The sequence below is a fragment of the Rhodococcus globerulus genome, assembly GCF_019334125.1.
Lineage (GTDB): Bacteria > Actinomycetota > Actinomycetes > Mycobacteriales > Mycobacteriaceae > Rhodococcus_F > Rhodococcus_F globerula.
The window spans coordinates 905,671-927,136 of sequence record NZ_CP079698.1; the positions used below are offsets into that span (position 1 = coordinate 905,671).

Genomic DNA, 21,466 nt, shown 5'->3' on the forward strand with positions numbered 1-21,466 from the left:
GTAAACGGGTTGACAATGCGCCCTGACCGTACGGGGGCGAGCGAAGCAATATTGCGGGCTGCGTCGTGTTCCCCATGAGCCGTCCGCGACCAGTGGGCGGCGGAATTTTGCACTGCGAGATCCGATTTGCTTTCTCGCTTTGTAGGTGACGAAGTCCCGCAGTTGGGCGTTTCCCACCAATCGAGTTGCCTAAGGTGTTTCTTTCCACGCCATACCCGATCCGTTCAGAGGTTTTCTGTCTCGATACGACGATCGGCGGGTTGTCTGAACAACTTTTCGAGAGTTGATGATTGGTGTCGGGGACGAACGGCTGTTCTTTCCTCCGCCGAGTTTTCGGTTTCTGCCGTGCTGAGTTCATGCCGACCTCCGGCAGCACCAGACGCGTGCAGACGTTGAGTTCACCGATCCGGTACCACGTTTCATGAATACCCCGCTGCTGCTCCGGGGAATGTGAGGCTCAATCGGGGAGCGTTACTTGGCAGACGCTGAGATCTCCGAATCCGGCCAGCTTTCCAATCAGCCTGATTTCAGAGCTTACATTCGGGCAACCACCCGTTTATTCTTTTCTTCCAGCAGGCCTCGTAGGTTCGATGCCTGCTGGAATTTACGGTGACGTTACTCCGATGCGCGCTCCACCAGTGCGTGTCCAGCTCTCGGTCGACAACCGGACTGAGGGGGCAAGAGCTACACACTCTCGCGTGACCACCACTGTGCTCCACCTACATTCGGGTGGAGGACCGTCTCGTGCATCGAATGCGAGCCGACGTGGACGAGAGAGGAGCAACCGGTGACTACAGACAGCTACGCCCACACACGTCATGTCGTGAGCATGTCCGGTGTGGAGAAGGTTTTCTCCACCGGCACCACAGCACTCGAGCGCCTCGACCTCGATATCGCGGCCGGGGAATTCGTGTCGTTGCTGGGCGCGTCCGGTTCCGGCAAGTCCACTGTCCTGCGACTGATCGCTGCTCTCGACACCGCAACTGCAGGTGACGTTTCGGTCTTCGGCACCGCGCCTGAGCAGGCTCGACGTAGTGGCCGAATTGCCTACGTATTTCAGGACGCAACGCTCTTGCCGTGGGCTACCGTGCACAAGAACGTCGCCTTACCCCTGAGCCTGGCCGGCCGCCCACGCAAGGAGATCAATGCAGCGGTTGACCGTGCCCTCGACGTCGTCGGCCTCGCGGACCGCAGGCGTGACCTGCCTCGCCACCTCTCGGGCGGTATGCGGATGCGTGTGTCGATTGCTCGCGCACTCACCCTCGATCCGAGCTTGCTGCTCATGGACGAACCTTTCGGAGCGCTCGACGAAATCACACGTCAAGACCTGCAAGCCGAAATCAAGAAGATCTGGCAGAACACCCCTGGTCTCACTGTCGTTTTCGTGACCCATAACGTCTTCGAGGCGGCGTTCCTGTCCACTCGGATCACTGTCCTCGGCTCCCGGCCCGGCCGCGTCGTCGCCGAATTCGACAATCCGGTTGGTGCGCTTCCTGCCGATCAGGTGCGCAGCGATTCCGAATACACCGCGAGCGTTTCCCGTATCTCTGCAGCGCTCGAGAACAATGCCGGACGGATAGCGATATGACCATCAGCATTGACATCGCGGACTCGATCGAACCCTCGCAGTCCGAACACGCGCGCCCCAGTCGACGTACATCGAGGCGTATCAACTGGGCTCCCATAGTGTTTCCGCTTCTGTTGGCTGTTTTGGTCATCACTCTCTGGCAGGTCGTATGCACGGTTCGCGAGATTCCCGAGTACCTCTTCCCCGCCCCGTCGGACGTACTTGACGCGGCGACAGAGAATGCCGGGTTGATCCTGTCCGCGTTCGTCATCACAGGAACCGAAGCTGTGGTTGCATTCGTGGTCAGTGCCGCAGTGGGGATTCTCGGTGCATTCCTGCTATCGAGTCACCGCATAATCGAACTCAGCGCCTACCCCTATGCGATTCTGCTGCAAACGATCCCGAGTATTGCGACGGCACCTCTGATCATCATCTGGTTTGGAGTCACCCAGACCTCGGTGGTTATCATTGCCACGATCATGGCGTTCGTACCCGTGCTGTCGAATACGCTCATCGGTTTACGTTCCGCAGACCGGCGGATGGTCGAGTTGTTCTCGCTACTCGATGCGTCGAAGTGGCAAACCCTGGTGAGGCTACGGATCCCCGCGTCCATGCCGTACATCGTCGGAGGCCTGCGCGTATCGAGCACTATGTCGGTCATCGGCGTCATCGTCGCCGAATACATTTCCGGAATCGGAAGCGGCCGAGCAGGCCTCGGTTTTCTGATCACCAAATCGGCCAGCCGATTCGAAACACCGCTACTTTTCGCGGCAGGCCTCGCGTGTGCCGCACTCGGAATCGTGTTCTTCCAAATCGTCCAATGGTTCGGCCGACTCCTCCTTTCGTCATGGCACGAATCGGAAATGTCCTCCGCCTCCTGACCGGCCTCTTTCATTGCCGGTCTACATCCGTCACCCACTGCTCCGAAAGAACTCTCATGAAGCGCACACGTCTGCTCGCTCCGCTCGTACTCGTAACAGCACTCACGCTGTCCGCCTGCTCCAACGCCGTTGGTACCGCCGATAACTCCGAAACTGACGTCACCATCGCCCTCGACTGGCTCGCCCAACCCACTAATGCCGGCGCGTACATCGCCCTCGAAAACGGCTACTACGACGACGTGGGTCTGAACGTCACCGTGCAACCCGGTGGCACCGAGGCGTCGAGCGTCAAGATCGTCGCCGGTGGCGGCGCGCACTTCGGCCTCGAATACGGCGGCCCGCTCCTGCAGGCGAGGGAGAAGGGGATCGACGTCGTCGCTCTGGCGCCGACCCTGCAAAAGAGTCCTGCTGTGTACGTGTACCACGCCGGAGCAGACATCAAGACCCTCGCGGACCTCAACGGGCGTACCGTCTACACCCAGCCGTCCTCGGGTGACTGGGAACTCACCGTCAAGGAATTCGATCTCGACAAGGTGAGCCCGGTGCAGTTCCAGGGCAGCTACGCGCCGTTCGCAGCCGATACGGATGCTGTTGCGCAGGGCTACGCAACATCGACGCCGGCAACCCTCGCAGCGCAGGGCATCACGGTGGGAACGATTCCGAGGATATCCGAAAATGATTACGGCAGTGTTCTTTTCACTACACGGAAACTGATCGACGACAATCCGGAACTGGTAGAGAAGTTCGTCGCTGCCACAGTTAAGGGCTGGGACTTCATTCGGGACGAGCCGCAGAAGGCCGCCGACATCCTCTCCGCCTACATCGAGGACAGCTCGATTGAGGACATCGTCGCCGAATTCACAGCACAGGTTCCGTACATCTGGAGCGGCGACGCCGACACGCACCAGTTCGGTTGGCAGACCCAGGAACGCTGGGACGCGATCTACGAGCTGCAGTTGAGGCAAGGAACGGTCACCGACCGTAGCGCCCTCGACGGCGCATGGACCACCGATTTCCTGCCCGCGTCATGAGCAAACGCATCCGCCTCAACGCGGTTACCGTCAATGGACCCACCGTCTCGCCCGGGCTCTGGGCACACCCCGACGACCATGCGCACGAATTCACCAGCCTCGATTACTGGGTTCGATTGGCCCGAACCCTCGAACGCGGCCGGTTCGACGCCGTGTTCTTCGCCGACATGCTCGGCCTCTACGACGTGTACCACGGGAACCCGGCGCCGGCGCTCACCGGGGCGATCCAGGTACCGATCCACGACCCCACCTATCTGGTGCCGGCGATGGCAGAAGTGACCGAGCACCTCGGGTTTGCAGTCACGGTATCGACGACGTACGAGAACCCGTACACCGTTGCCCGAACCCTTTCGACGCTCGATCTTCTCACCGAGGGTCGCGTCGGATGGAACATCGTGACCTCGAATCTCGACAGTGCGGCCCGACTGCACGGGCATTCCACACAGGTCGACGTCGAAGTTCGGTACGCCCGAGGCGAAGAGTTTCTCGACGTCGCATACGAACTGTGGGAACGCAGTTGGGAAGATCACGCGGTTGTCATCGACAAGGCCGCTGGTGTGTACACCGACCCCGCACTCGTGCAGGGAATCGAGCACCGCGGCACATGGTTTTCAGTGCCGGGTGTACATACCGTCGATCCGACGCCCCAACGCACTCCGCTTCTCTTTCAGGCCGGAAGCTCTGAGCGGGGGCGACAATTCGCCGCAGCGCACGCCGAAGCTGTCTTCCTGAATACACCGACCATGCAGGCCACCAAATTCATCGTCGACGACGTCCGTCAGCGGGCTGAAAAACTGGGCCGCGATCCCGACTCGGTGTTGTTCTTCCCCAAGATCACACCGATCGTCGGCGCCGATACAGCTGACGCGCACCGTCGTTTTCGGGACTTTCTGCGCTTCTCCAGCACCGACGGCATCTTCACGTTACTCGGAGCATGGACCGGCATCGATTTCGCCGAAGCCGGCGAGGACAAACTACTGGGAATTGCGTCCAAGTCCGATACGCGCGGTCTCGTCGAATCACTAAGGCGTCAGAAGCCTGGTGGCGATTGGTCCAGTGACGAACTCGCCCAGGTTTTCGCATTCGGCACCAGTGCGCTGACAATCGGTGGACCTGAAGAGGTTGCCGACGAACTCGAAGAATTCATCGATTTCACCGGCGCCGACGGATTCAATGTGGCATCGGTCGTCCAACCCGGGACCATCGACGACTTCGTCGACCACGTCGTTCCCGAATTGCAGAAGCGAGGCAGAGTGCAGACCGAATACGCCGCTGGAACCCTGCGTGAGAAGCTCACCGGCCGGGGTCCGGGCCTACCCGACAACCACCCGGGGCGCCGGGCGAGTTCAGCAGTGAGGACACCATGACCAAACCGTTTATTCTCACCTACGTCGAGCAGGCCGGCCCGGCCGCCGACAGCGGTTTGTGGAACCACCCGGACTTCGAGCCGGAACTGTTCAAGAAGCCCAGCTATTGGAACGCCCTGGCACGACAACTCCAAGACGCCGGCTTCGCAGCACTGTTTATCGCCGACATGCCTTCGATCGGCTCGGACATACCCTCCCAACACGAACATCAGTTGCGTCAGGGGTTCGGGCCACGTATCGACCCGACCTACCTGATTCCGGGAATGTCGCGGGCAGCAGAGCGACTCGGGTTCGTCGTCACCTCCTCGATCACGTATGACCACCCCTATCGGCTGGCCCGAAAGTTTGCAACGCTCGATCACCTCACCGGCGGCCGTGTGGGCTGGAACATGGTGACCACCAACGCCCGTCAGGCAGCGCTCAACCACGGACTCGCAGACCTACTCGAACATGACGATCGCTACGACCGAGGTGACGAGTTCCTCGCCGTCGCCTACGCATTGTGGAATGACAGCTGGGATGACGACGCCGTGCGCCGTGATGCGGCCAGTGGCGTGTACATCGATTCCGACAAGGTCCGACCGGTCGACCACCGCGGCCCTCGATTCTCGGTTCAGGGGATTCCCGTATTCGCACCGTCTCCGCAACGTACACCGGTGCTGTTCCAAGCCGGATCCAGTGAGAGGGGCCGCGAGTTCGCGGCAACTCACGCCGAGGTCGTATACCTCAACGCCGCAAGCGCAGAGGAAACCTCGTTCCTTGTGTCGGACATACGCAATCGCGCCGAGAAGCACGGGCGCGACCCCCAATCCCTGCGCTTCCTCCCTCGCATCATTCCGGTGGTGGGCCCAACCCGCGCCGATGCGGAACGCAAATACGAGGACTTCGTCGATCACCACGACGAAGGGAGCGCCGGGTTCGTGCTGAAACAATGGGCAGGCATCGACGTGGATGCGCTGCCGAATACCGGCGAGATCAATCTCGACGACCTGCCTGTCAAGGGACAGACATCCCAGCACACAGCGGACTACCTGCGCCGACTGAGCCGGTCCGGGCGCCGCTTCACCAAACGAGACCTGTTACGCGCCTATGCATTCGGCGGAGAAGGAAACGTGCAGTTGGGAACTGGTGCCGAGATCGCCGACCAGCTCGAACGGTTCCGAGACGAGACTGGAGTCGACGGATTCAACGTCGCATACATGCTGCGCCAGCACAGCCTGGACGATTTCGTGCAGTACGTCGTGCCAGAGTTACGCGCACGCGGACTACTCGTAATCCCCGCCACCGACCATTCAATTGCGAGGACGCTACGCGAGAAACTGACCGGCACCGGCCCCCAGCTGCCGATCGACCACCCAGGCCGCCGCGCCCACAACCTAGCGGGACAAACAGCGTGAGCGTCAACGAACTACCCGCACTCGTCAACGAACTACCCGCACTCGTCGACGCCGAATGGCTTGCGTCAACACTGCCGGAAGGCGACATCATCACAATCGACACCACTGTGCTGAGCGTCGCCCGTAGCGGCGGTGGCGTCGAATGGCGCAGCGGCCGAGAAAGCTTCGAACACGAGCATATCCCGGGATCAAGATTCGCAGACCTGCTCGAAGCGTTCTCCTCCCCTGACGCGCAGTTGGTGTTCACCCGCCCGGATTCCCACGGATTCCAGACTGCAGCACGCGCACTCGGAATCGGCCCGGACTCCCGAGTAGTACTGTACGACAATGCCATCAATGCGTTCTCTGCACGCCTGTGGTGGTTGTTCCGCTCATTCGGCCACGACCGAGTCGCAGTGCTCGACGGCGGCCTACAGGCGTGGAAGGCGGCCGGCCACGCCCTGGAATCAGGGCTCGCAGCGCCGGTCGACGCCGGGATCTTTGTCGCAGAGCCACGCGACGGGTTCTTCGTCGAGCGCGCCGATGTCCTGGCCGTCGTCAACGGAGAACTACGCGGAACGCTCGTATGCGCCCTCCCGCCGGAAAACCCTGAGGTAGACAGCGGTTTTCGTGGCCGTCCTGGTCGCATACCGGGATCTGTCTCGGTGCCCGCCGCCGACATGCTCTCCCCTCAGACCGGAACTCTTGCACTGACAACACAATTCGACGAACTAGCCGACCAGGACGAGCCGGTGATCACCTATTGCGGTGGCGGGATCTCGGCGAGCCTGGACGCCTTCGCCCTCACTTTGCTCGGGTACCGCAACGTGAGGGTGTACGACGGGTCGCTCAACGAATGGGTGCTCGACGTGAACGCCCCACTCGTTGTCGGCCTCTGACGACGGGTACACCCGCCAGCGCCGTGTTGAATCCGAATACATCTGAGACGGGAAGAATACACAGGGCGCCATCGCCGGGTTGTATCCGCAGGGCGACCGAGTCGGCGTAGGCGTGCCTCACCAAATTCGGTTTCAGCCTGCCCCGAATGCTCTCCGGTGCCACTGAAAATGCGGCAGCGGGCGACGCGATCCTCTCCCTGGTCTGATTTCTGGCCAGACCGGAGCACTCAACCTGGTCTCCTACTCACTGGCATTTGCACTCGGCACCGCCGGCATGGCCACACATCCTGATCCGCTTCGTCACTGTCCCAGATGCCGGCACAGCCCGAATTCGATCGGCTGGACAGTCGGACTGTGCAGCATGTTCTACCTGATTGTCATCGTGATGGGATTCGGGGCCGCAGCGATACTCGGGCCCGACGGCACCGAACGAGTCGGCACCGGCGGAAACCTCGCAGCACCGACGCCCGACCCGTCATAGAGGCATCCGTCCCTGAATGGAACCGCCGCGCATGATCGCGTCTTTCCGCTGAGAAAGACCGTCGCACGGCGATTTAACCGGGGTTCGAAGTTACTATCCCAAGAACGGAGCGACTGCCCCTTGGTAGGAATCCGATAGCCCGAACCGCCCATCCGTACCACGTCGGTTCAACCTTGATCGGCAGTCAAAGCTCGAACCGCGAACACCGAAATCACGCCCGTCAACACGATATAGAGGCTGATTGCCCACGAGCCATCGAAGATCGACAACAGCTCAAGGTAGATGATCGGCACGAATGCAGATCCGAGAACCGTTCCGATGCCCAATGCCAAAGACATACCTGTGTAGCGAATCGATACAGTGAACGCCTCCGCGTACAAGACGCCTAAAGTTCCGTATGAAGCACAGAACCCGACCGTGGCCAGCAAATAACCGGTCACCGTCAATAGAACACTTCCACTGTCGATCAGCCAGAACATGGGGAAGGCGATCACGATGGTTAGCACGATCCCAGTCATGAACACAGCCCTACGTCCGAACCGATCGGACAACACACCGGCTACTGGAATCCCGAAGAAAGCCACGACCGAGCAGGCGACAGCGACCAGGAGCATCGTGTTGCGGGAGAGCCCGATGTATGTGGTGCCGTAGGTGATACTGAATGTGAACAGCGCGTAGAAAATCGCACCCACATTGGCAAAACACAGCGCGGCAAGCAGAACCGGCTTCCAATGGTTCCGAAGCGTCTCAACGATGGGCATGTCGACTCGTGTGCCCGACTCTCGAAGCGTTTTGAAGGCTGGGGTTTCTGAGATCTTGAGTCGAATAACAAGCCCTACGATAACCAGTGTGGCGCTGAGCAGGAACGGAATTCGCCAACCCCAACTCGCAAAGTCATCATCGGGCAGTTGCCCGAGCGCCAGAAAGGTTAGCGTCGACAGGGTCAAACCGAGTGCGAGACCTGACTGTGGAGCACTACCGAACAGTCCTCGTTTCTTCTCAGGTGAGTGCTCGACGACCATCAAGACAGCACCACCCCACTCCCCGCCCAGCGCAAATCCCTGAACGAACCTCAAGACCATGAGCAGAATCGGTGCTGCAACACCGATTGCCTCATAGGTGGGCAATAGTCCGATCGCAAACGTCGCCCCACCCATCGCAATAAGTGAGATGACGAGCATTGATTTGCGTCCGATCTTGTCCCCGAAATGCCCGAACACGACAGAACCGAGGGGCCTACCGAAGTAGCCGACTGCGATACCACCGAACGCTAGAACGGTGCCGACAACTGGATCGTAGGTAGGGAAGAAAAGAGCATTCAGAACCAGCGCCGCAGCGGTCGAATAGGCAAAGAAGTCGAACCACTCGATCGTCGTACCGATCAAGCTAGACGCGACAATCGCGCGCATACGACTTGGCTGAGAGTTCGTCTCGGTCTGTTGATCTTTCCCGACTGATGAAGGGACTTGCTCGGACAACGGTGTCGCATCCATGTAATTACTTCCTGGCAAGGGGCAGGGGTACAGCCATCTGGGTCTATTTACCCTGATGAGTCGCGATGAAGACCACCCGCCGTGTGGTAATGGTCACTTTACGGTCGGCAACCACCCCTTGGAACGGGCGATTCGCACGTCAATTGCTACAGAAAATGGGTAGATCTCACACTGCCCCGTATGGTCATCAGAACGCGTCCACGCTCGGGAGTCCGGCTGGTGGACAGGATGTTCCAGCGTCATTCATGCTCATATCAATGGGCGGAGAAACTGCGCGCGAGGATATTGGCGTCGACGATGAAGCCGAGATGCGAATTCGAATATCCTTCGCGTAGAGCACTTTTGGAGAACGGTCTTTACATCCGCTATCCGAAAGGAATCATGCGATTGCCCTCGAATTGTTCTCGTCACGAACTCGCACAGCGTGTTTCCTTCCGCGCTGCGCATTCGAAGGCACCCGTTGCTATGTCGAGTTGACTCGGCCGTTCATCACCGCTCGGCAACGCCAACGTCTGCCACTGCTGTCGTCAAGTCGGACTAACGGAGATGATCAACACTTCGAACTTGCATCCTGCAAAGAAGGTTCGTCAAACCTTGAACGTTGGGGTGTGCGGTCGAAGCAGGCACGGCGAGGGCCTCAGGCCGTTATGCCGTGACCATCACCGTCTGTGGGCACAGCCCGAAGGCTGCGGCGACGTACTTTTCGAGAAACTCGATCTGAGTGGAGCGGACCGAGAGCAGTCAGAGTTGCTACGGTCTTGCAACGAATCGGAGTCTGCGAAGTATCTTGAATCAGGTTGTACAACAACATCTTCAAGCGCCAGAATGCGTTCCCGATGGACCATTGCACGTTCGGATGAACGCTGCGGATCGGACTTGCCTCCACCAAAGGAGAGCCAAGCAATGCGCCGACCAAACTTCGACTGACCGATGGGGTGTACTCGGCACGACACCCCATCGGTGATCAGCGACGGAAGGTCGAGGAATGGCAGGGCCAATCTATAGGAGTCCCGACAAGTATTCGGTGTACACACCCGTCGCGCCCGAAGGAAACCCGTTCAGGAGCTCCTACAACTCATTCGATGCTCCCTTGTACCCGCATATTAGTGATCTGAGGACATCGAGGACGACACTAAGCGCGGGCTGCGGTCAGTGCGGTTGCTACGCGAGATGGGCTGGGATGCCCGATATGCAGGGCCATCCATTGCGAGGCGTCCGTGAGTACATCGAGGTCGATACCTGTACGGATGCCAAGACCGTGGAGCATCCACACCAACTCTTCGGTGGCGAGGTTGCCCGTCGCCCCGCGAGCATACGGGCACCTACCTAAACCCCCTGCTGCAGTGTCGAATTCAGTGACCCCCAACCTCAATGCCGCATAGACATTGGTGAGCGCTTGGCCGTAGGTGTCGTGGAAATGCCCCGCAATCGAGTCGACTGGAACACCCTTCTCCAAGACTGCGTCGAGCACCGCACGGACATGCCCTGGGGTGGCGACACCGATCGTGTCGCCGAGCGAGATCGACGAGCATCCCATGGCCATCAGTTCCGCGGCGATATCGGCGACGCGGCGAGGATCGACCTTCCCCTCCCATGGGTCCCCGAAGCACATCGAGATGTATCCGCGGGTGCCGACGCCGGCACACTGCGCACCTGCGATTACCCGGTGCGCATTGTCGAGCGTGCCGAGGATAGTGGTGTTCAGGTTCTTGCGGGCGAAAGTCTCGGTGGCGCTGACGAATACGGCGACCTCTTTAGCACCTGAGGCGAGCGCACGTTCGAGCCCGCGCACATTCGGGGTCAGTACGACCTGACGGACAGTGTCCGGTAAGTCGAGTTCCGCCATGAGTTCTTCCGCATCGGCGAGTTGTGGGATCCATTTCGGGGAAACGAAACTCGTCACCTCGAGCGATCGGACACCGGCAACGACCAGGCGACGGCAGAACTCGGCCTTGACCTCGGTAGGGACGGTGGCCGATTCGGCTTGTAGTCCGTCACGGGGTCCGACTTCATACACTCGGACGGCGCTGGGCAGTGTGGGGTCGGTGAATTCGTGGGGCGCCGGCCGCCACACCGTATCGCCATCGGCTGACGAGGTAGTCATGTCAGTGCCCGGATCGGAGATCGGCGAGGACTTTTTCGGCGTGTTCGACGCGAATGCTCTTGTCGTTGATGAGCCTCTTGACCACGAGATCGATTTCGTCGCTGGTGGCGCCAGCGGACGCGGCGATGGTGCGAGCGTGCAGGCTCATGTGACCGCGTTGGATTCCCTCCGCTGCCAACGCGCGGCAGGCACCTAGATTCTGTGCGAGTCCGACGGCGACGATCACGTCTGCCAGCTCCGAGGCGGTGGAGACGCCGAGCATCTTCACCGCGGCTTGCGCGACGGGATGGACCTTGGTGGCGCCTCCGACCAACCCGACGGCCATCGGCACTTCGAGAGTGCCCGCGAGATGGCCGTCCGCAGTCTTCTCGAAGTGCGAGAGTGCCGTGTAGCGGCCGTCGGCGGAGATGGCATGCGAGTGGCACCCTGCCTCGACGGCTCGGGTGTCGTTACCGGTGGCCAACACGGCGGCCGTGATGCCGTTCATGATCCCTTTGTTGTGGGTCGCGGCCCGGTAGGAGTCAGCCTCGGCGAAGGCAGAGGCGTGCACGATATCATCGACTACTTCGTCGCCGCCGAGCAATTCCTTGTCGAAGATTGCTCGTACCCGGGCGATGCGGAGATCCGCCTTGTTAGTCAGGATCCGCAACAACGTGCGACCTCCGGAAATCTCGGCCAGCCGCGGAGCGATTGCCTCGGCCATGGTGTTAACGGCGTTGGCGCCCATGGCATCTCGCACATCGACATGGATGTGCACCACGACGTGCACCCCGGTGCGGGTCGGCACCAGTCGCACGGTGAGTTCACGGGCGCCGCCACCGAACCGCACCAGCATCGGGTCTTGGGCATTGGCCAGTTCAATGATCTCCGCACCGGCTTCGAGCACCCGAAGCCGGGAGGCTTCAGGGTCGGGGCAGTTCAGGATTTGGATCTGAGCCTGCATGACCGGATCAGTGCTCGACGTGTGAAATCCACCGTGTACTCGCGCCATTCGGGCGGCGTTGCTGGCGGCCGCAACCACCGACGGCTCCTCGGTAGCCATCGGCACGAGGTAGTCACGCCCGTTGACAGTGAAGTTCGTGGCAATACCCACCGGGATCCCCATGACACCGACGACGTTCTCGATCATGTGATCGGCCTGCTCGACACCGAGCCCCTGTTCGGGATCGAAGACGGCAACGTCGAGGTCGGACAGACCTGTCCGCTCGGCGACAACCTTGCGGCGCTCCTGCGCGCTCGAGTCCTTCAAGCCGGGGATGCGACTGTTGACGGGCACTGGCGTTCCTCCACGTACTCGCGGGCGCTCGGACGTAGTCTGTTCCGAAGTCAACCCTGTTATGTGCTTCGCTTCACACAGTAGGACGGTTCTTGGCGTGCAGGTATGTATCGAAAACCCATAGATTCACTGACTTGATGGGTGATCATCACTGCCTACGTAGCTCGTCGAGACGGACCGCCGCAGAAATCCGAAACAGGTGCTCGTCGCTTCGCCAGTCGTCGCCGAGGAGCGACTTCAATCGATCAAGACGCTGCAGAATTGTGTTGGTGTGGTAGTTGAGCGCCCTCGCGGTCTTGGTGGGGCTAGCTTCGTTGCGCACGAATGCCCGCAGGGTCGAGAGCAGGTCGGAGCCCTTGCGCGAATCGTAGTCACGGACAGGGCCGATCGTCTCGTCGATGAACGCATTCAAGGTCCGTGCATCTGTGTCGAATAACAGCGCGTACGGCAAATACGCATTGCTACTGACCGCAGCGTCTGTCGTCCCGAGTGCCGCAAGCAGACGCGCGGTGCGAAGCCCGGATTCGAAGCGGGCAGGAAGGGACTCCGGGGTTGACGCGGTCGGTGTCGTGATCGCCAGCACCGGACTGTGCAGCGTATCTCGTAGGTAATTACGCAGGTCCGCGGCGATCCCGGACGGAGAGGTGGCGGTAAGGATGACCACGACCATCCCGGCATGTTCACCGACCAGACCGTGATCGCCGACGAACCCTGTTGCGGCACGGGCGGCGGCGCCGCGGTCGTCGGCGGGGACGGAGAGAAGTACGACCGAGTCGAGCGCGCCGAGAGTGACGTTCTGTGCACGCACACGCCGATCCAGGTCGCGGCGCCGCTCCGGTGTGGGGTCGAGAAGGTCGGCGACCAACTCCACGCGGGCACGCAGATCTGCGTCGGCAACGGCATTCTGCTGCAGCACCAACAGTGCTCCCACTTGGGCGGCACGTTCGATAGTTCGTTCGTCGACCGGCCCGAGATCGGATTCACCGCCGCTGATCAGTACCGCGCCGAAATACAGTTTGCCTGCGGTGATAGCAGCGACGATCGGTGTGCTGGTGTCGTCGACGCGAACGCAATGCCCGGTTGTACGACTGGTCATGACAGCGTCGAGAACCTTCGACGGCAAAGAATGTCTCGACGGCAAGGACAGTGAATCCTGGGTCGAGGTCGAGGTCGACACCGAGGCCGCGACCGGGTGCAGATCTCGATCGACGATCGTGACCGTGCGACCGAGCGCAGTGGACAGAGTGCCCGAAACCTGCTCGAACCCGCCGCCCACCAGAAGTACGTCGATGAGTTCCTGGTGCACGACATTGGACCGATCCCGCACTTCCAGGTACTCGGTAAGCCGGTCCAATGCCGTGCGGGCCTCGTCTTCGGAACGGCGGATCCGTTCGAGCGTGTTCGCGGTCTGCAGTATCACCGACGCATGATCTGCGAGTGCGGACAACATGGCAATCTCCTCCGGCGTGAAGGTGTGCTCAGTTCTGGTGGCGGCGAACAGCACTCCCAGAACCCGCCCTTCGGTCAGCATGGGCACCCCGAGGATGGACACGATTCCCTCGGCCGAGACCGCGTCGTCGATGCGCGTTTCGTGTTCCCCCTCGACCCACTCCTGGTAGTTGTGAACCCATTGCGCTGAACGGGAATTCGCGACCTGGCTGGCCAATCCCATACCGGGCGGAACGCGCAGATGTTGAAACTGCGCCGTCACCGAGCCGACTGTCTTGCGTACGTTCAGCTCTCGGGTCGCCGGATCGAATTCCGACAGGTAGGTGACATCGGTGCCCATCATCTCGTGGGCGCGGCTCACCAACCGCTCGAGGAGCGCGTCGATATCACGGAGTTCGGCGAGTTCACGCGCGCTCGAGAACAACACTCCGAGTTCACGTTCTCGCCGTTGTAGGCGAGTGAGCTCCCCTTGATGGTGGCGTGCTTTCTCGGCGAATGCTGCCCGCTCCGGCGCGTGAACGCGGAACCGCTCGAACAACGCACCGACCTCGGGCGAATCGATGGCGAGGTTGCCGACTACGACATCGATCAGGATCCCCAGTGCAGGGGGCTTGGTCCGAGAATCCATCACCAGTGTTTCTCCCAATCGACACAGAACCGCGATGCAATCGAGGTCCCGCCGGTAATGCAGCGGCATCCGTCCAGGTTCCCCGGAGGCCGATGCTGCGTCCAACACGTGACGTAGCCACGGTTTCCTGAAGATAGCGGATATTGCAAATATTCACCCACTGTGTCATTGCCCCACTTATTGCATCAGTTTGTGGGTTGAACCCCCATCGACTAGCTGCCGGCTTGATCCTACTGTGATGGGTAACACACAGCTATCGGCCCTCTTCTGTCGAGGCGAAAGCGACCCGGGCCCATCCACATCCACACCTCATCTTTTCCAATGCACGAGGAGTAGCAATGCAGATACATGTCGGTATCGACGTCGGTGGAACGTTCACCGATGCGGTTGCCATCGCCGACGGTCGGACGGTTCGGGGTAAGGCCTTTTCTACCCGCGATGTCACCACCGGAATTTTGAACGCGCTCGCCGTCCTACGCGAGCGTCTGGGTCTTTCCGAATCGGACTTCTTCGCGCAGATCACCCGGTTCGCGCTGGGCAATACCATCGTCACCAACGCGGTCGACGAGTACAAATTCGCCCCGGTCGGTTTGCTGACCACAGCCGGATTTCGTGACACTCTCCGGATCAGCCGCTCAGCTCGTGGCAGTGAACGCGATCCCCACGAACTGCACCCACGCGCCGATATCCTCCCGCGATCGAACATCTACGAGATCGATGAGAGAGTGGACTCTCAAGGCGTCGTCGTCGCACCGATCAAGGAAGAAGACATCGCAGCAGCAGTCGAGGAACTGTTGGCCGCCGGCGTCGAAGCGATCGCGGTGTGTTTCCTGTGGTCATTCCGCAACCCCCTTCACGAGCAGGCCGTCGGAAGCTACCTGGACAAGCACCATCCAGATCTTCCGTACTCGACATCGAGTGATCTAACCCCTGTGTACCGCGAGTACGAGCGCATGATTACCACCACGCTCGACGCCGCAGTCAAACCCATTGTCAGTTCGCACTTCGGGCATCTTGCAGCGGATCTCAAGGCGCGAGGACTCCAGTGCCGAGTGCAGATCATGCAGGTCCACGGTGGTTTCCTCTCTGTCGAAGAAACCAACAAAGCTCCCATCGCCATGTTCAACAGTGGTCCCGTCGGCGGTGTGACCGGGGCGCGGTTGCTCGGCTCACAACTGGGCCGCGACAAGATCCTCACAGCCGACATGGGCGGTACCAGCCTCGACGCGGCAGCCATCGTCGACGGCAAGTTCCGGGTCTCACCTCGGGCGCAGGTCGGCGAGTGGCCCACCAGCCTGACAGCTGTCGATATCGAATCGATCGGCGCAGGTGGCGGCTCTATTGCCTGGGTCGACGAACGAGCGCTGTTACGAGTGGGTCCGCACAGCGCAGGATCGACTCCCGGGCCCGCGTGCTACGGACTCGGCGGCCTCAAACCCACCGTCACCGACGCGACGCTGACGATGGGGCTGCTCAACCCGGACTATTACCTGGGCGGCACCGTCGAACTCGACACCGCAAAGGCGAGCGCCGCGATCGATGCGGAGGTCGGCGAGCCGCTGCACCTGACCACAGAACAAGCGGCCCACGGCATCTACCGCCTGACCGTCTCGCAGATGGCGAACGCGTTGCGCAAGATCACAGTCAACCGCGGCCACGATCCTCGAGATTTCTCCCTGGTGGCGTTCGGCGGCGCCTGCGGTCTCTTCGCAGCGGCCATCGCAGCCGAAGCGGGCGTTCACGAGGTCATCGTTCCGCGCAATGCTGCGGTCTTCTCCGCCTACGGACTCATGCACGCCGACAGCGTCTACTCGATCGTGCAGACCACACCGTGGGACTTCGGTATGCCCGCCACCCAACTCGAAGGCGCATTTGCAGCTCTCGAAGAACGCGCACAGGCCTGGTTCGAAACCGAAGGTATCGCCGCGGATCGCCGCGAACTGTACCGCGAAGCCGACATGAAGTTCGCGGGCCAGATCTTCGAGGTCACCACCAAACTGCCCGCCGAAGCCTTCACCGAGAGCGACAAGGACGTCCTGCGCCAGCGGTTCATCGAGGACTACGAAGCCGAATTCGGGCTGGGCACCGCGTGGGCGGAAGCAGAAGTCGTCCTGATGAATGCTCGCGTCCGAGCAGTTGGCGTCAGCGAAGTCCTCGACGTACAGGCGAGCAAGAACGAAGGCGTGCACAGCGCGTATTCACGCGAGATCGTCGACCCCATGACCGGTGAACGGATCACCGTCGACGTGCACCGCAACGCCACGGCACTGACCGAACCATTCCACGGTCCCTGCATTCTCGAGGAACCCGACACCACCATCTTCATCCCGCAAGGCGCAGTCGTGGAAAACGGCGCCGACCACCTGTTGATCCGCCTGGCTTCGAACTGACGAGGAAGAGTTCACCTGACATGACTACGACACATGACGCAAACACGTCACTGCCCACGTACGACCCCGTCACGCTCGAAGTGATTCGCATGCGACTCGACTCCATTGTCGAGGAGATGGGCATCGCGATGATCCGCTCGAGCGGATCACCTGTGATCACCGAAGCAGGCGACTTCAACACCGCACTGTTCACCCCGGACGGCCGCATCTACAGCTACTCCGACTACGTCCAGTTCCACATCGGCTCAGGCGGCGTAGCAGTCCGCAACCTGGTCGCCACCATCGGCGATGAGCAACTGCAGCCGGGCGACGCCTTCATCTGCAACGACCCCCACACCTCCGGATCCAGCCATCCGCCGGACACCACCGTCATCTCCCCCGTGTTCTACAAGGGCCAGTTGATCGCCTGGGCGCAGTCACAAGCACACCTCGTCGACGTCGGCGGTATGACACCGGGCGGATTCGCACCCGCCGCACTGGACTGTTACAGCGAAGCGGTCCGCATTCCACCAGGAGTCAAGGTCTTCGAGGCCGGCACTCCGGTCGAGTCCACCAAGCGGCTACTTCTGAACAACGTGCGTGTGCCGGTCCTGTACTGGAATGACGTCCGAAGCCTGGTAGCGAGCAACAACACCGGCATTCAACGGATGCTCGAGGCCATCGACGAGTTCGGCCTCGACACCTTCCACGAGTACTCCGAACTCAGCTTCCAGCTCTCCGAACAGGTGATGCGCGAGCGCATCGCCAAGCTGCCCGACGGACGGTGGGAAGCGGAAGAGTGGACCGAGCACAATGGCCACGACAACGACCTGTACCGCGTGCACTGCGTCATGACCAAGTCCGGTGACCAGGTCACGTTCGACTTCACCGATTCCAGCGACCAAACCGGCGGCTTCGTCAACTGCTCTTACGGAGCACTGCTCGGCAGCGTCGCCAGCGCGATCGTCCCGATCCTGGCGTGGAACGTTCCCTTCAACGAAGGTGTCGTCGCCGCATTCGAGGTCAAGACCCGACGGGGCAGTATCGTTGACCCGGTTCCTCCCGCCCCCATCAGCAACGGCCACCTCACCACCGGAGCTCGTGTCAGCCGTGTGGTGACGAAACTGCTCAACGAGAGCTGCCGCCTCAGCGAGGACGAGATCATCCGCAATCGCACCCAGGGTGTGTGGGCAGACTCCTGGACCGGAGGCATCTCGTCAGGTAACACCGACGACGGCAACTACACCGTGCTGTTCAACATGGACGGCGGCGCCGTGGGCGCCGGTGCCCAACCAGAATCGGACGGCCTGGACTGCGCCGGCATGATGACCCAGGTCAACAACATGCTCCCCGACGTGGAGATGAACGAAATGCTCTACCCGGTGCACTACCTCTGGAAGAGACTGTCTCTGCCCAGTGGCGGACACGGCCGCACCCGCGGCGGCCTCGGAGCCGAGTTCGCGTGGACGCTTCGCGGAGCCGAAGAGGTTGTGCAAACAGTGTTTTCGCCGACCGCCCAGGTACCCGCCGACGGATTCGGAGGCGGACTTCCCGGAGGTGGTAGCGGACACGAAATCTGGCGCGGCACCAACGCCAACTCGCTCATCGACGAGGGCGTAGTCCCTACAGAGACCAACCTCGTCTCCGACGAACGCCAACTCCTCGACATCAACCACACTGGTCTGACAGTCCATCAGAGCGACGTGTTCGTGCAGTGGTGCGCCGGCGGCGGCGGATACGGCGATCCACTCCTCCGTTCGGCCACTACCGTGGCGCAGGACGTACGCGATCGTTACATCACGGCCGCCGCTGCACACGACGTTTACGGTGTGGGCCTCAATGTAGATGGCAATGTTGACGACACCGCAACGATCGAACTCCGCAGTCAGATGCGCGCTGCACGGATCGGCACCACGCCGACACGAAGCGTCCGCGACGATCTGATCTCCGGCCCCGTCTCGCCCACACGCAACGGAAGCTTTTGGGAATGTCCGTCGTGTACCGGTAACCTCGGATCGGCTGACTCCTGGCGAGATGGCTGCCACGCTCGAACTTCTGTGGCCGCCGAATCCATGGAAGCCCTCGGAGTACGTATCCGGCACCGCAACAACGAGATCGGCACTGTGAACCTCGAAGAGCTCTACTGCCCGGACTGCGGCACCCAACTCGACGCCCGGATCAAGGTCGAAGGCGTCACCCTGTCGAAGATCGGAGCATAGCAATGAGCACACCCGAGACCCTACTGGCTGGCGAAGTAGGAAACGGTGCGCTTTCAGGTGTGGTGGTCCTTGATGTCTCCAGAGTAGTTGCAGGACCGTACTGTTCGCAGATATTGGCGGACTTAGGAGCGACTGTTATCAAGGTCGAGAACCCGCGCGACCCTGATTACACGCGCACCTTCCCACCGTTCCTGAAACACGAGGACGAGGAACTCAGCGCCTTCTACGCGCAATACAACCGAGGCAAGCTCGGGATCACCGTCGACTTCGCTGTACCCGAGGGCAAGCAGGTCCTCAAAGATCTCGTGGCCAAAGCCGATATCCTCGTGGAAAACTTCCGACCCGGAACCATGGAAAAGCTCGGCCTCGGGTACTCCGTCTTGCAAGCGATCAACCCACGACTGGTGTACACCGCAATCTCCGGCTACGGACAAACCGGCCCCCTCAGCCGCCGCCCCGCATACGACAACACCGCCCAAGCCGCTGGCGGGTTGTGGTCGATGAACGGTGAATCCGATCGTCCTGCACTGCGGGTCGGCACCATCATCGGCGACCTGTCGGCGACCATGTTCGGTGTCATCGGAACACTCGCTGCACTGCGGCACGCCGAACAGCACGGAGTGGGGCAGTTGGTGGATGTCGCACAGGTCGACAGTGTGGTGGCAATGACCGAAACAGCGGTCGTCAACTACACCGTCGACGGGGAGATCGCAGGTCGTCTCGGCAATGAGCATCCGTTCGTTCGTCCGTACGAGTTGTTCCCCTGCAAGGACGGCGATGTGTTTTTCGGCGGATACACTGACAAGTTCTGGGCGATCACCTGCGAAATGTTCAACGAACCCGAAGCTGCGACTGATCCCGAAATCGACACCATGGTCAAACGTTTCGACCGCGACACCTACGAGCGTCGCGTCCGCCCGCTCCTACACAAATGGTTCGCCGATCGGACACGAAGCGAGCTTGAGGATATGGCAGGCGAGAGGGTACCAATGACGGCGATCAAGACGATCGACGAGGTCGTCACCGACGAGCAGACTGCTGCGCGAGAAATGATCGTCGATGTGAACTACGACAAGTTCGGACACCTTCGGATGTTCGGGCAACCGATCAAACTCGGCGTCACACCGGCAACCCCCGCTCGTCGTGCCAATCTCGTCGGCGAACACACCGATCCGGTCCTTCAAGCACTCGCCGGCTACAGTCCCGAGCACATCGAGAAACTCCGATCAGTAGGAGCACTCTGATGTCGATCACGTATGAAAAACATGGACCCACAGCACTTGTCACGATCAACCGCCCGGACAAGCTCAACGCATTGACATTGACGATGTACGACGAACTGGCCGAAGCGTTCGAGTCAGCCAGGTGTGACGACTCCGTCGCCACGGTGGTTCTCACCGGCGCCGGCGATCGGGCCTTCTGCGTCGGTGCCGACCTCTCAGAATCGATCCCCGCCCTGGCAGAGGGCTATTTCGACATCTCGCATTGGGACGGCGCGCATCAGAAGCACACCCGGTTGTTCAAACCGGTGATCTGTGCGATCAATGGACTCGCGCTCGGTGGTGGGTTCGAGATCATGCTCTCGACAGACCTACGGGTGTCTTCTCGCACTGCACAGTTCGCATTGCCCGAAGTTGGGATCGGCGTTGTACCCGCCGGCGGCACCCTCGCACGGTTGACCAGGCAAATCGGATACGCACACGCTATGGAACTGCTTCTACTCGGCGACCGTGTCGATGCTGGCACGGCGTACCGCATGGGTCTGGTGAACCTGGTAGTCGAGCCCAACGATGTTCTCGATGCCGCGATGCGGTGGGCGGACCGTCTCGCGACACTGTCCGGCAACGCACTCGATGTAGTCAAACGCTCCGTACTCCAGCTCGGCGACATGCCACTCGAAGCGGCATTTCATGCCGAAGCACTGTACGGGCAGCAAGCATTCGATTCCGCCGACGCCCGCGCCGGCCTAGCGGCCTTCGCCAACCGCGAATCCCCACGCTTCCCCAGCCGCGGACGCTGATCGCATATACGCCCAGCGCTCGACTCTCCGCTTGCTGACCGGGACTTCAGCAAGCGGAGAGTCGTCCAGTGTGCCTTCCGCTTCCGAGCCTCCACCTACAAACGGACGGTACGCACAACCCGCACCGGAACATGGATGTCAGATTCACATTCGCGCCCCCATCGGAGCTCCAAGAGGTACTCCTGACCGCGATCGCCCGCATCTCTCGCGACACCCTCCATTTCCATAGAATGCGGGAGTTCGACCCGGGGCGTGTGGCGTATCGACATCCGACCAGATGTGTTCCTGGTTCCAGTGTTTGAGTGA

14 protein-coding genes and 1 pseudogene are annotated in these 21,466 nt (G+C 60.9%); 11 read left to right on the forward strand and 4 right to left on the reverse strand.

The features are described from left to right. Positions 1 to 787: 787 nt before the first annotated feature. From KYT97_RS04045 to KYT97_RS04075, 7 genes and pseudogenes are all read left to right on the forward strand, one after another. Positions 788 to 1,588 (forward strand): ABC transporter ATP-binding protein, encoded by an 801-nt coding sequence (locus KYT97_RS04045; protein ID WP_239654734.1) that lies wholly within the window; start codon positions 788 to 790, stop codon positions 1,586 to 1,588. Further along, entirely contained in the window at positions 1,585 to 2,448 is an 864-nt protein-coding gene (locus tag KYT97_RS04050) for an ABC transporter permease (RefSeq protein ID WP_219111800.1), read from the forward strand. Before KYT97_RS04045 ends, KYT97_RS04050 begins: the two co-directional genes overlap by 4 nt. Before the next feature lie 56 nt (positions 2,449 to 2,504). Continuing rightward, positions 2,505 to 3,479, forward strand: coding sequence for an ABC transporter substrate-binding protein (locus KYT97_RS04055; RefSeq protein WP_181933048.1), 975 nt, complete (start codon positions 2,505 to 2,507; stop codon positions 3,477 to 3,479). Next, complete coding sequence (locus tag KYT97_RS04060; RefSeq protein ID WP_219111801.1) at positions 3,476 to 4,846, forward strand: LLM class flavin-dependent oxidoreductase; 1,371 nt, start codon at positions 3,476 to 3,478, stop codon at positions 4,844 to 4,846. Before KYT97_RS04055 ends, KYT97_RS04060 begins: the two co-directional genes overlap by 4 nt. Continuing rightward, complete coding sequence (locus KYT97_RS04065; protein ID WP_116103293.1) at positions 4,843 to 6,243, forward strand: NtaA/DmoA family FMN-dependent monooxygenase; 1,401 nt, start codon at positions 4,843 to 4,845, stop codon at positions 6,241 to 6,243. Before KYT97_RS04060 ends, KYT97_RS04065 begins: the two co-directional genes overlap by 4 nt. Continuing rightward, complete coding sequence (locus KYT97_RS04070; RefSeq protein WP_219111802.1) at positions 6,240 to 7,121, forward strand: sulfurtransferase; 882 nt, start codon at positions 6,240 to 6,242, stop codon at positions 7,119 to 7,121. Before KYT97_RS04065 ends, KYT97_RS04070 begins: the two co-directional genes overlap by 4 nt. 116 nt (positions 7,122 to 7,237) lie before the next feature. Next, positions 7,238 to 7,587 (forward strand): annotated as a pseudogene (locus KYT97_RS04075) (sodium:solute symporter family transporter); the annotation flags it as partial. Positions 7,588 to 7,769: 182 nt separating this feature from the next. On the opposite strand, the gene KYT97_RS04080 reads toward KYT97_RS04075, so the two are convergent. From KYT97_RS04080 to KYT97_RS04095, 4 genes are all read right to left on the reverse strand, one after another. Next, complete coding sequence (locus KYT97_RS04080) at positions 7,770 to 9,095, reverse strand: MFS transporter (RefSeq protein WP_116103295.1); 1,326 nt, start codon at positions 9,093 to 9,095, stop codon at positions 7,770 to 7,772. Positions 9,096 to 10,227: 1,132 nt separating this feature from the next. After that, entirely contained in the window at positions 10,228 to 11,199 is a 972-nt protein-coding gene (locus KYT97_RS04085) for a hydroxymethylglutaryl-CoA lyase (protein WP_219111803.1), read from the reverse strand. Between the two features lies 1 nt (position 11,200). After that, complete coding sequence (locus KYT97_RS04090) at positions 11,201 to 12,475, reverse strand: hydroxymethylglutaryl-CoA reductase, degradative (protein WP_045067771.1); 1,275 nt, start codon at positions 12,473 to 12,475, stop codon at positions 11,201 to 11,203. A 148-nt stretch (positions 12,476 to 12,623) separates the two neighbouring features. Then, the gene (locus KYT97_RS04095; protein ID WP_219111804.1) at positions 12,624 to 14,552 is read right to left on the reverse strand and encodes a helix-turn-helix domain-containing protein; all 1,929 of its coding nucleotides are present in this window, start codon (positions 14,550 to 14,552) and stop codon (positions 12,624 to 12,626) included. Between the two features lie 338 nt (positions 14,553 to 14,890). On the opposite strand from KYT97_RS04095, the gene KYT97_RS04100 reads away from it, so the two are divergent. The 4 genes from KYT97_RS04100 to KYT97_RS04115 are packed head-to-tail and all read left to right on the forward strand — an operon-like array spanning position 14,891 to position 21,160. Then, positions 14,891 to 16,942: a hydantoinase/oxoprolinase family protein gene (locus tag KYT97_RS04100; protein ID WP_219111805.1), complete on the forward strand. Its 2,052-nt coding sequence runs from the start codon at positions 14,891 to 14,893 to the stop codon at positions 16,940 to 16,942. A gap of 20 nt (positions 16,943 to 16,962) precedes the next feature. Further along, positions 16,963 to 19,140: a hydantoinase B/oxoprolinase family protein gene (locus tag KYT97_RS04105; protein WP_045067773.1), complete on the forward strand. Its 2,178-nt coding sequence runs from the start codon at positions 16,963 to 16,965 to the stop codon at positions 19,138 to 19,140. Between the two features lie 2 nt (positions 19,141 to 19,142). Next, positions 19,143 to 20,384, forward strand: coding sequence for a CaiB/BaiF CoA transferase family protein (locus KYT97_RS04110; protein WP_045067774.1), 1,242 nt, complete (start codon positions 19,143 to 19,145; stop codon positions 20,382 to 20,384). After that, the gene (locus KYT97_RS04115; RefSeq protein ID WP_045067775.1) at positions 20,384 to 21,160 is read left to right on the forward strand and encodes an enoyl-CoA hydratase/isomerase family protein; all 777 of its coding nucleotides are present in this window, start codon (positions 20,384 to 20,386) and stop codon (positions 21,158 to 21,160) included. Before KYT97_RS04110 ends, KYT97_RS04115 begins: the two co-directional genes overlap by 1 nt. Positions 21,161 to 21,466: the final 306 nt, after the last annotated feature.

Excerpts from the sequence above, each read along its gene's own strand:
- KYT97_RS04050 (WP_219111800.1), top strand. The coding sequence starts at position 1,585 with ATGACCATCAGCATTGACATCGCGGACTCGATCGAACCCTCGCAGTCC.
- KYT97_RS04055 (WP_181933048.1), top strand. The coding sequence starts at position 2,505 with ATGAAGCGCACACGTCTGCTCGCTCCGCTCGTACTCGTAACAGCACTC.
- KYT97_RS04060 (WP_219111801.1), top strand. The coding sequence starts at position 3,476 with ATGAGCAAACGCATCCGCCTCAACGCGGTTACCGTCAATGGACCCACC.
- KYT97_RS04065 (WP_116103293.1), top strand. The coding sequence starts at position 4,843 with ATGACCAAACCGTTTATTCTCACCTACGTCGAGCAGGCCGGCCCGGCC.
- KYT97_RS04080 (WP_116103295.1), bottom strand. The coding sequence starts at position 9,095 with ATGGATGCGACACCGTTGTCCGAGCAAGTCCCTTCATCAGTCGGGAAA.
- KYT97_RS04085 (WP_219111803.1), bottom strand. The coding sequence starts at position 11,199 with ATGACTACCTCGTCAGCCGATGGCGATACGGTGTGGCGGCCGGCGCCC.
- KYT97_RS04095 (WP_219111804.1), bottom strand. The coding sequence starts at position 14,552 with ATGGATTCTCGGACCAAGCCCCCTGCACTGGGGATCCTGATCGATGTC.
- KYT97_RS04100 (WP_219111805.1), top strand. The coding sequence starts at position 14,891 with ATGCAGATACATGTCGGTATCGACGTCGGTGGAACGTTCACCGATGCG.
- KYT97_RS04105 (WP_045067773.1), top strand. The coding sequence starts at position 16,963 with ATGACTACGACACATGACGCAAACACGTCACTGCCCACGTACGACCCC.
- KYT97_RS04110 (WP_045067774.1), top strand. The coding sequence starts at position 19,143 with ATGAGCACACCCGAGACCCTACTGGCTGGCGAAGTAGGAAACGGTGCG.
- KYT97_RS04115 (WP_045067775.1), top strand. The coding sequence starts at position 20,384 with ATGTCGATCACGTATGAAAAACATGGACCCACAGCACTTGTCACGATC.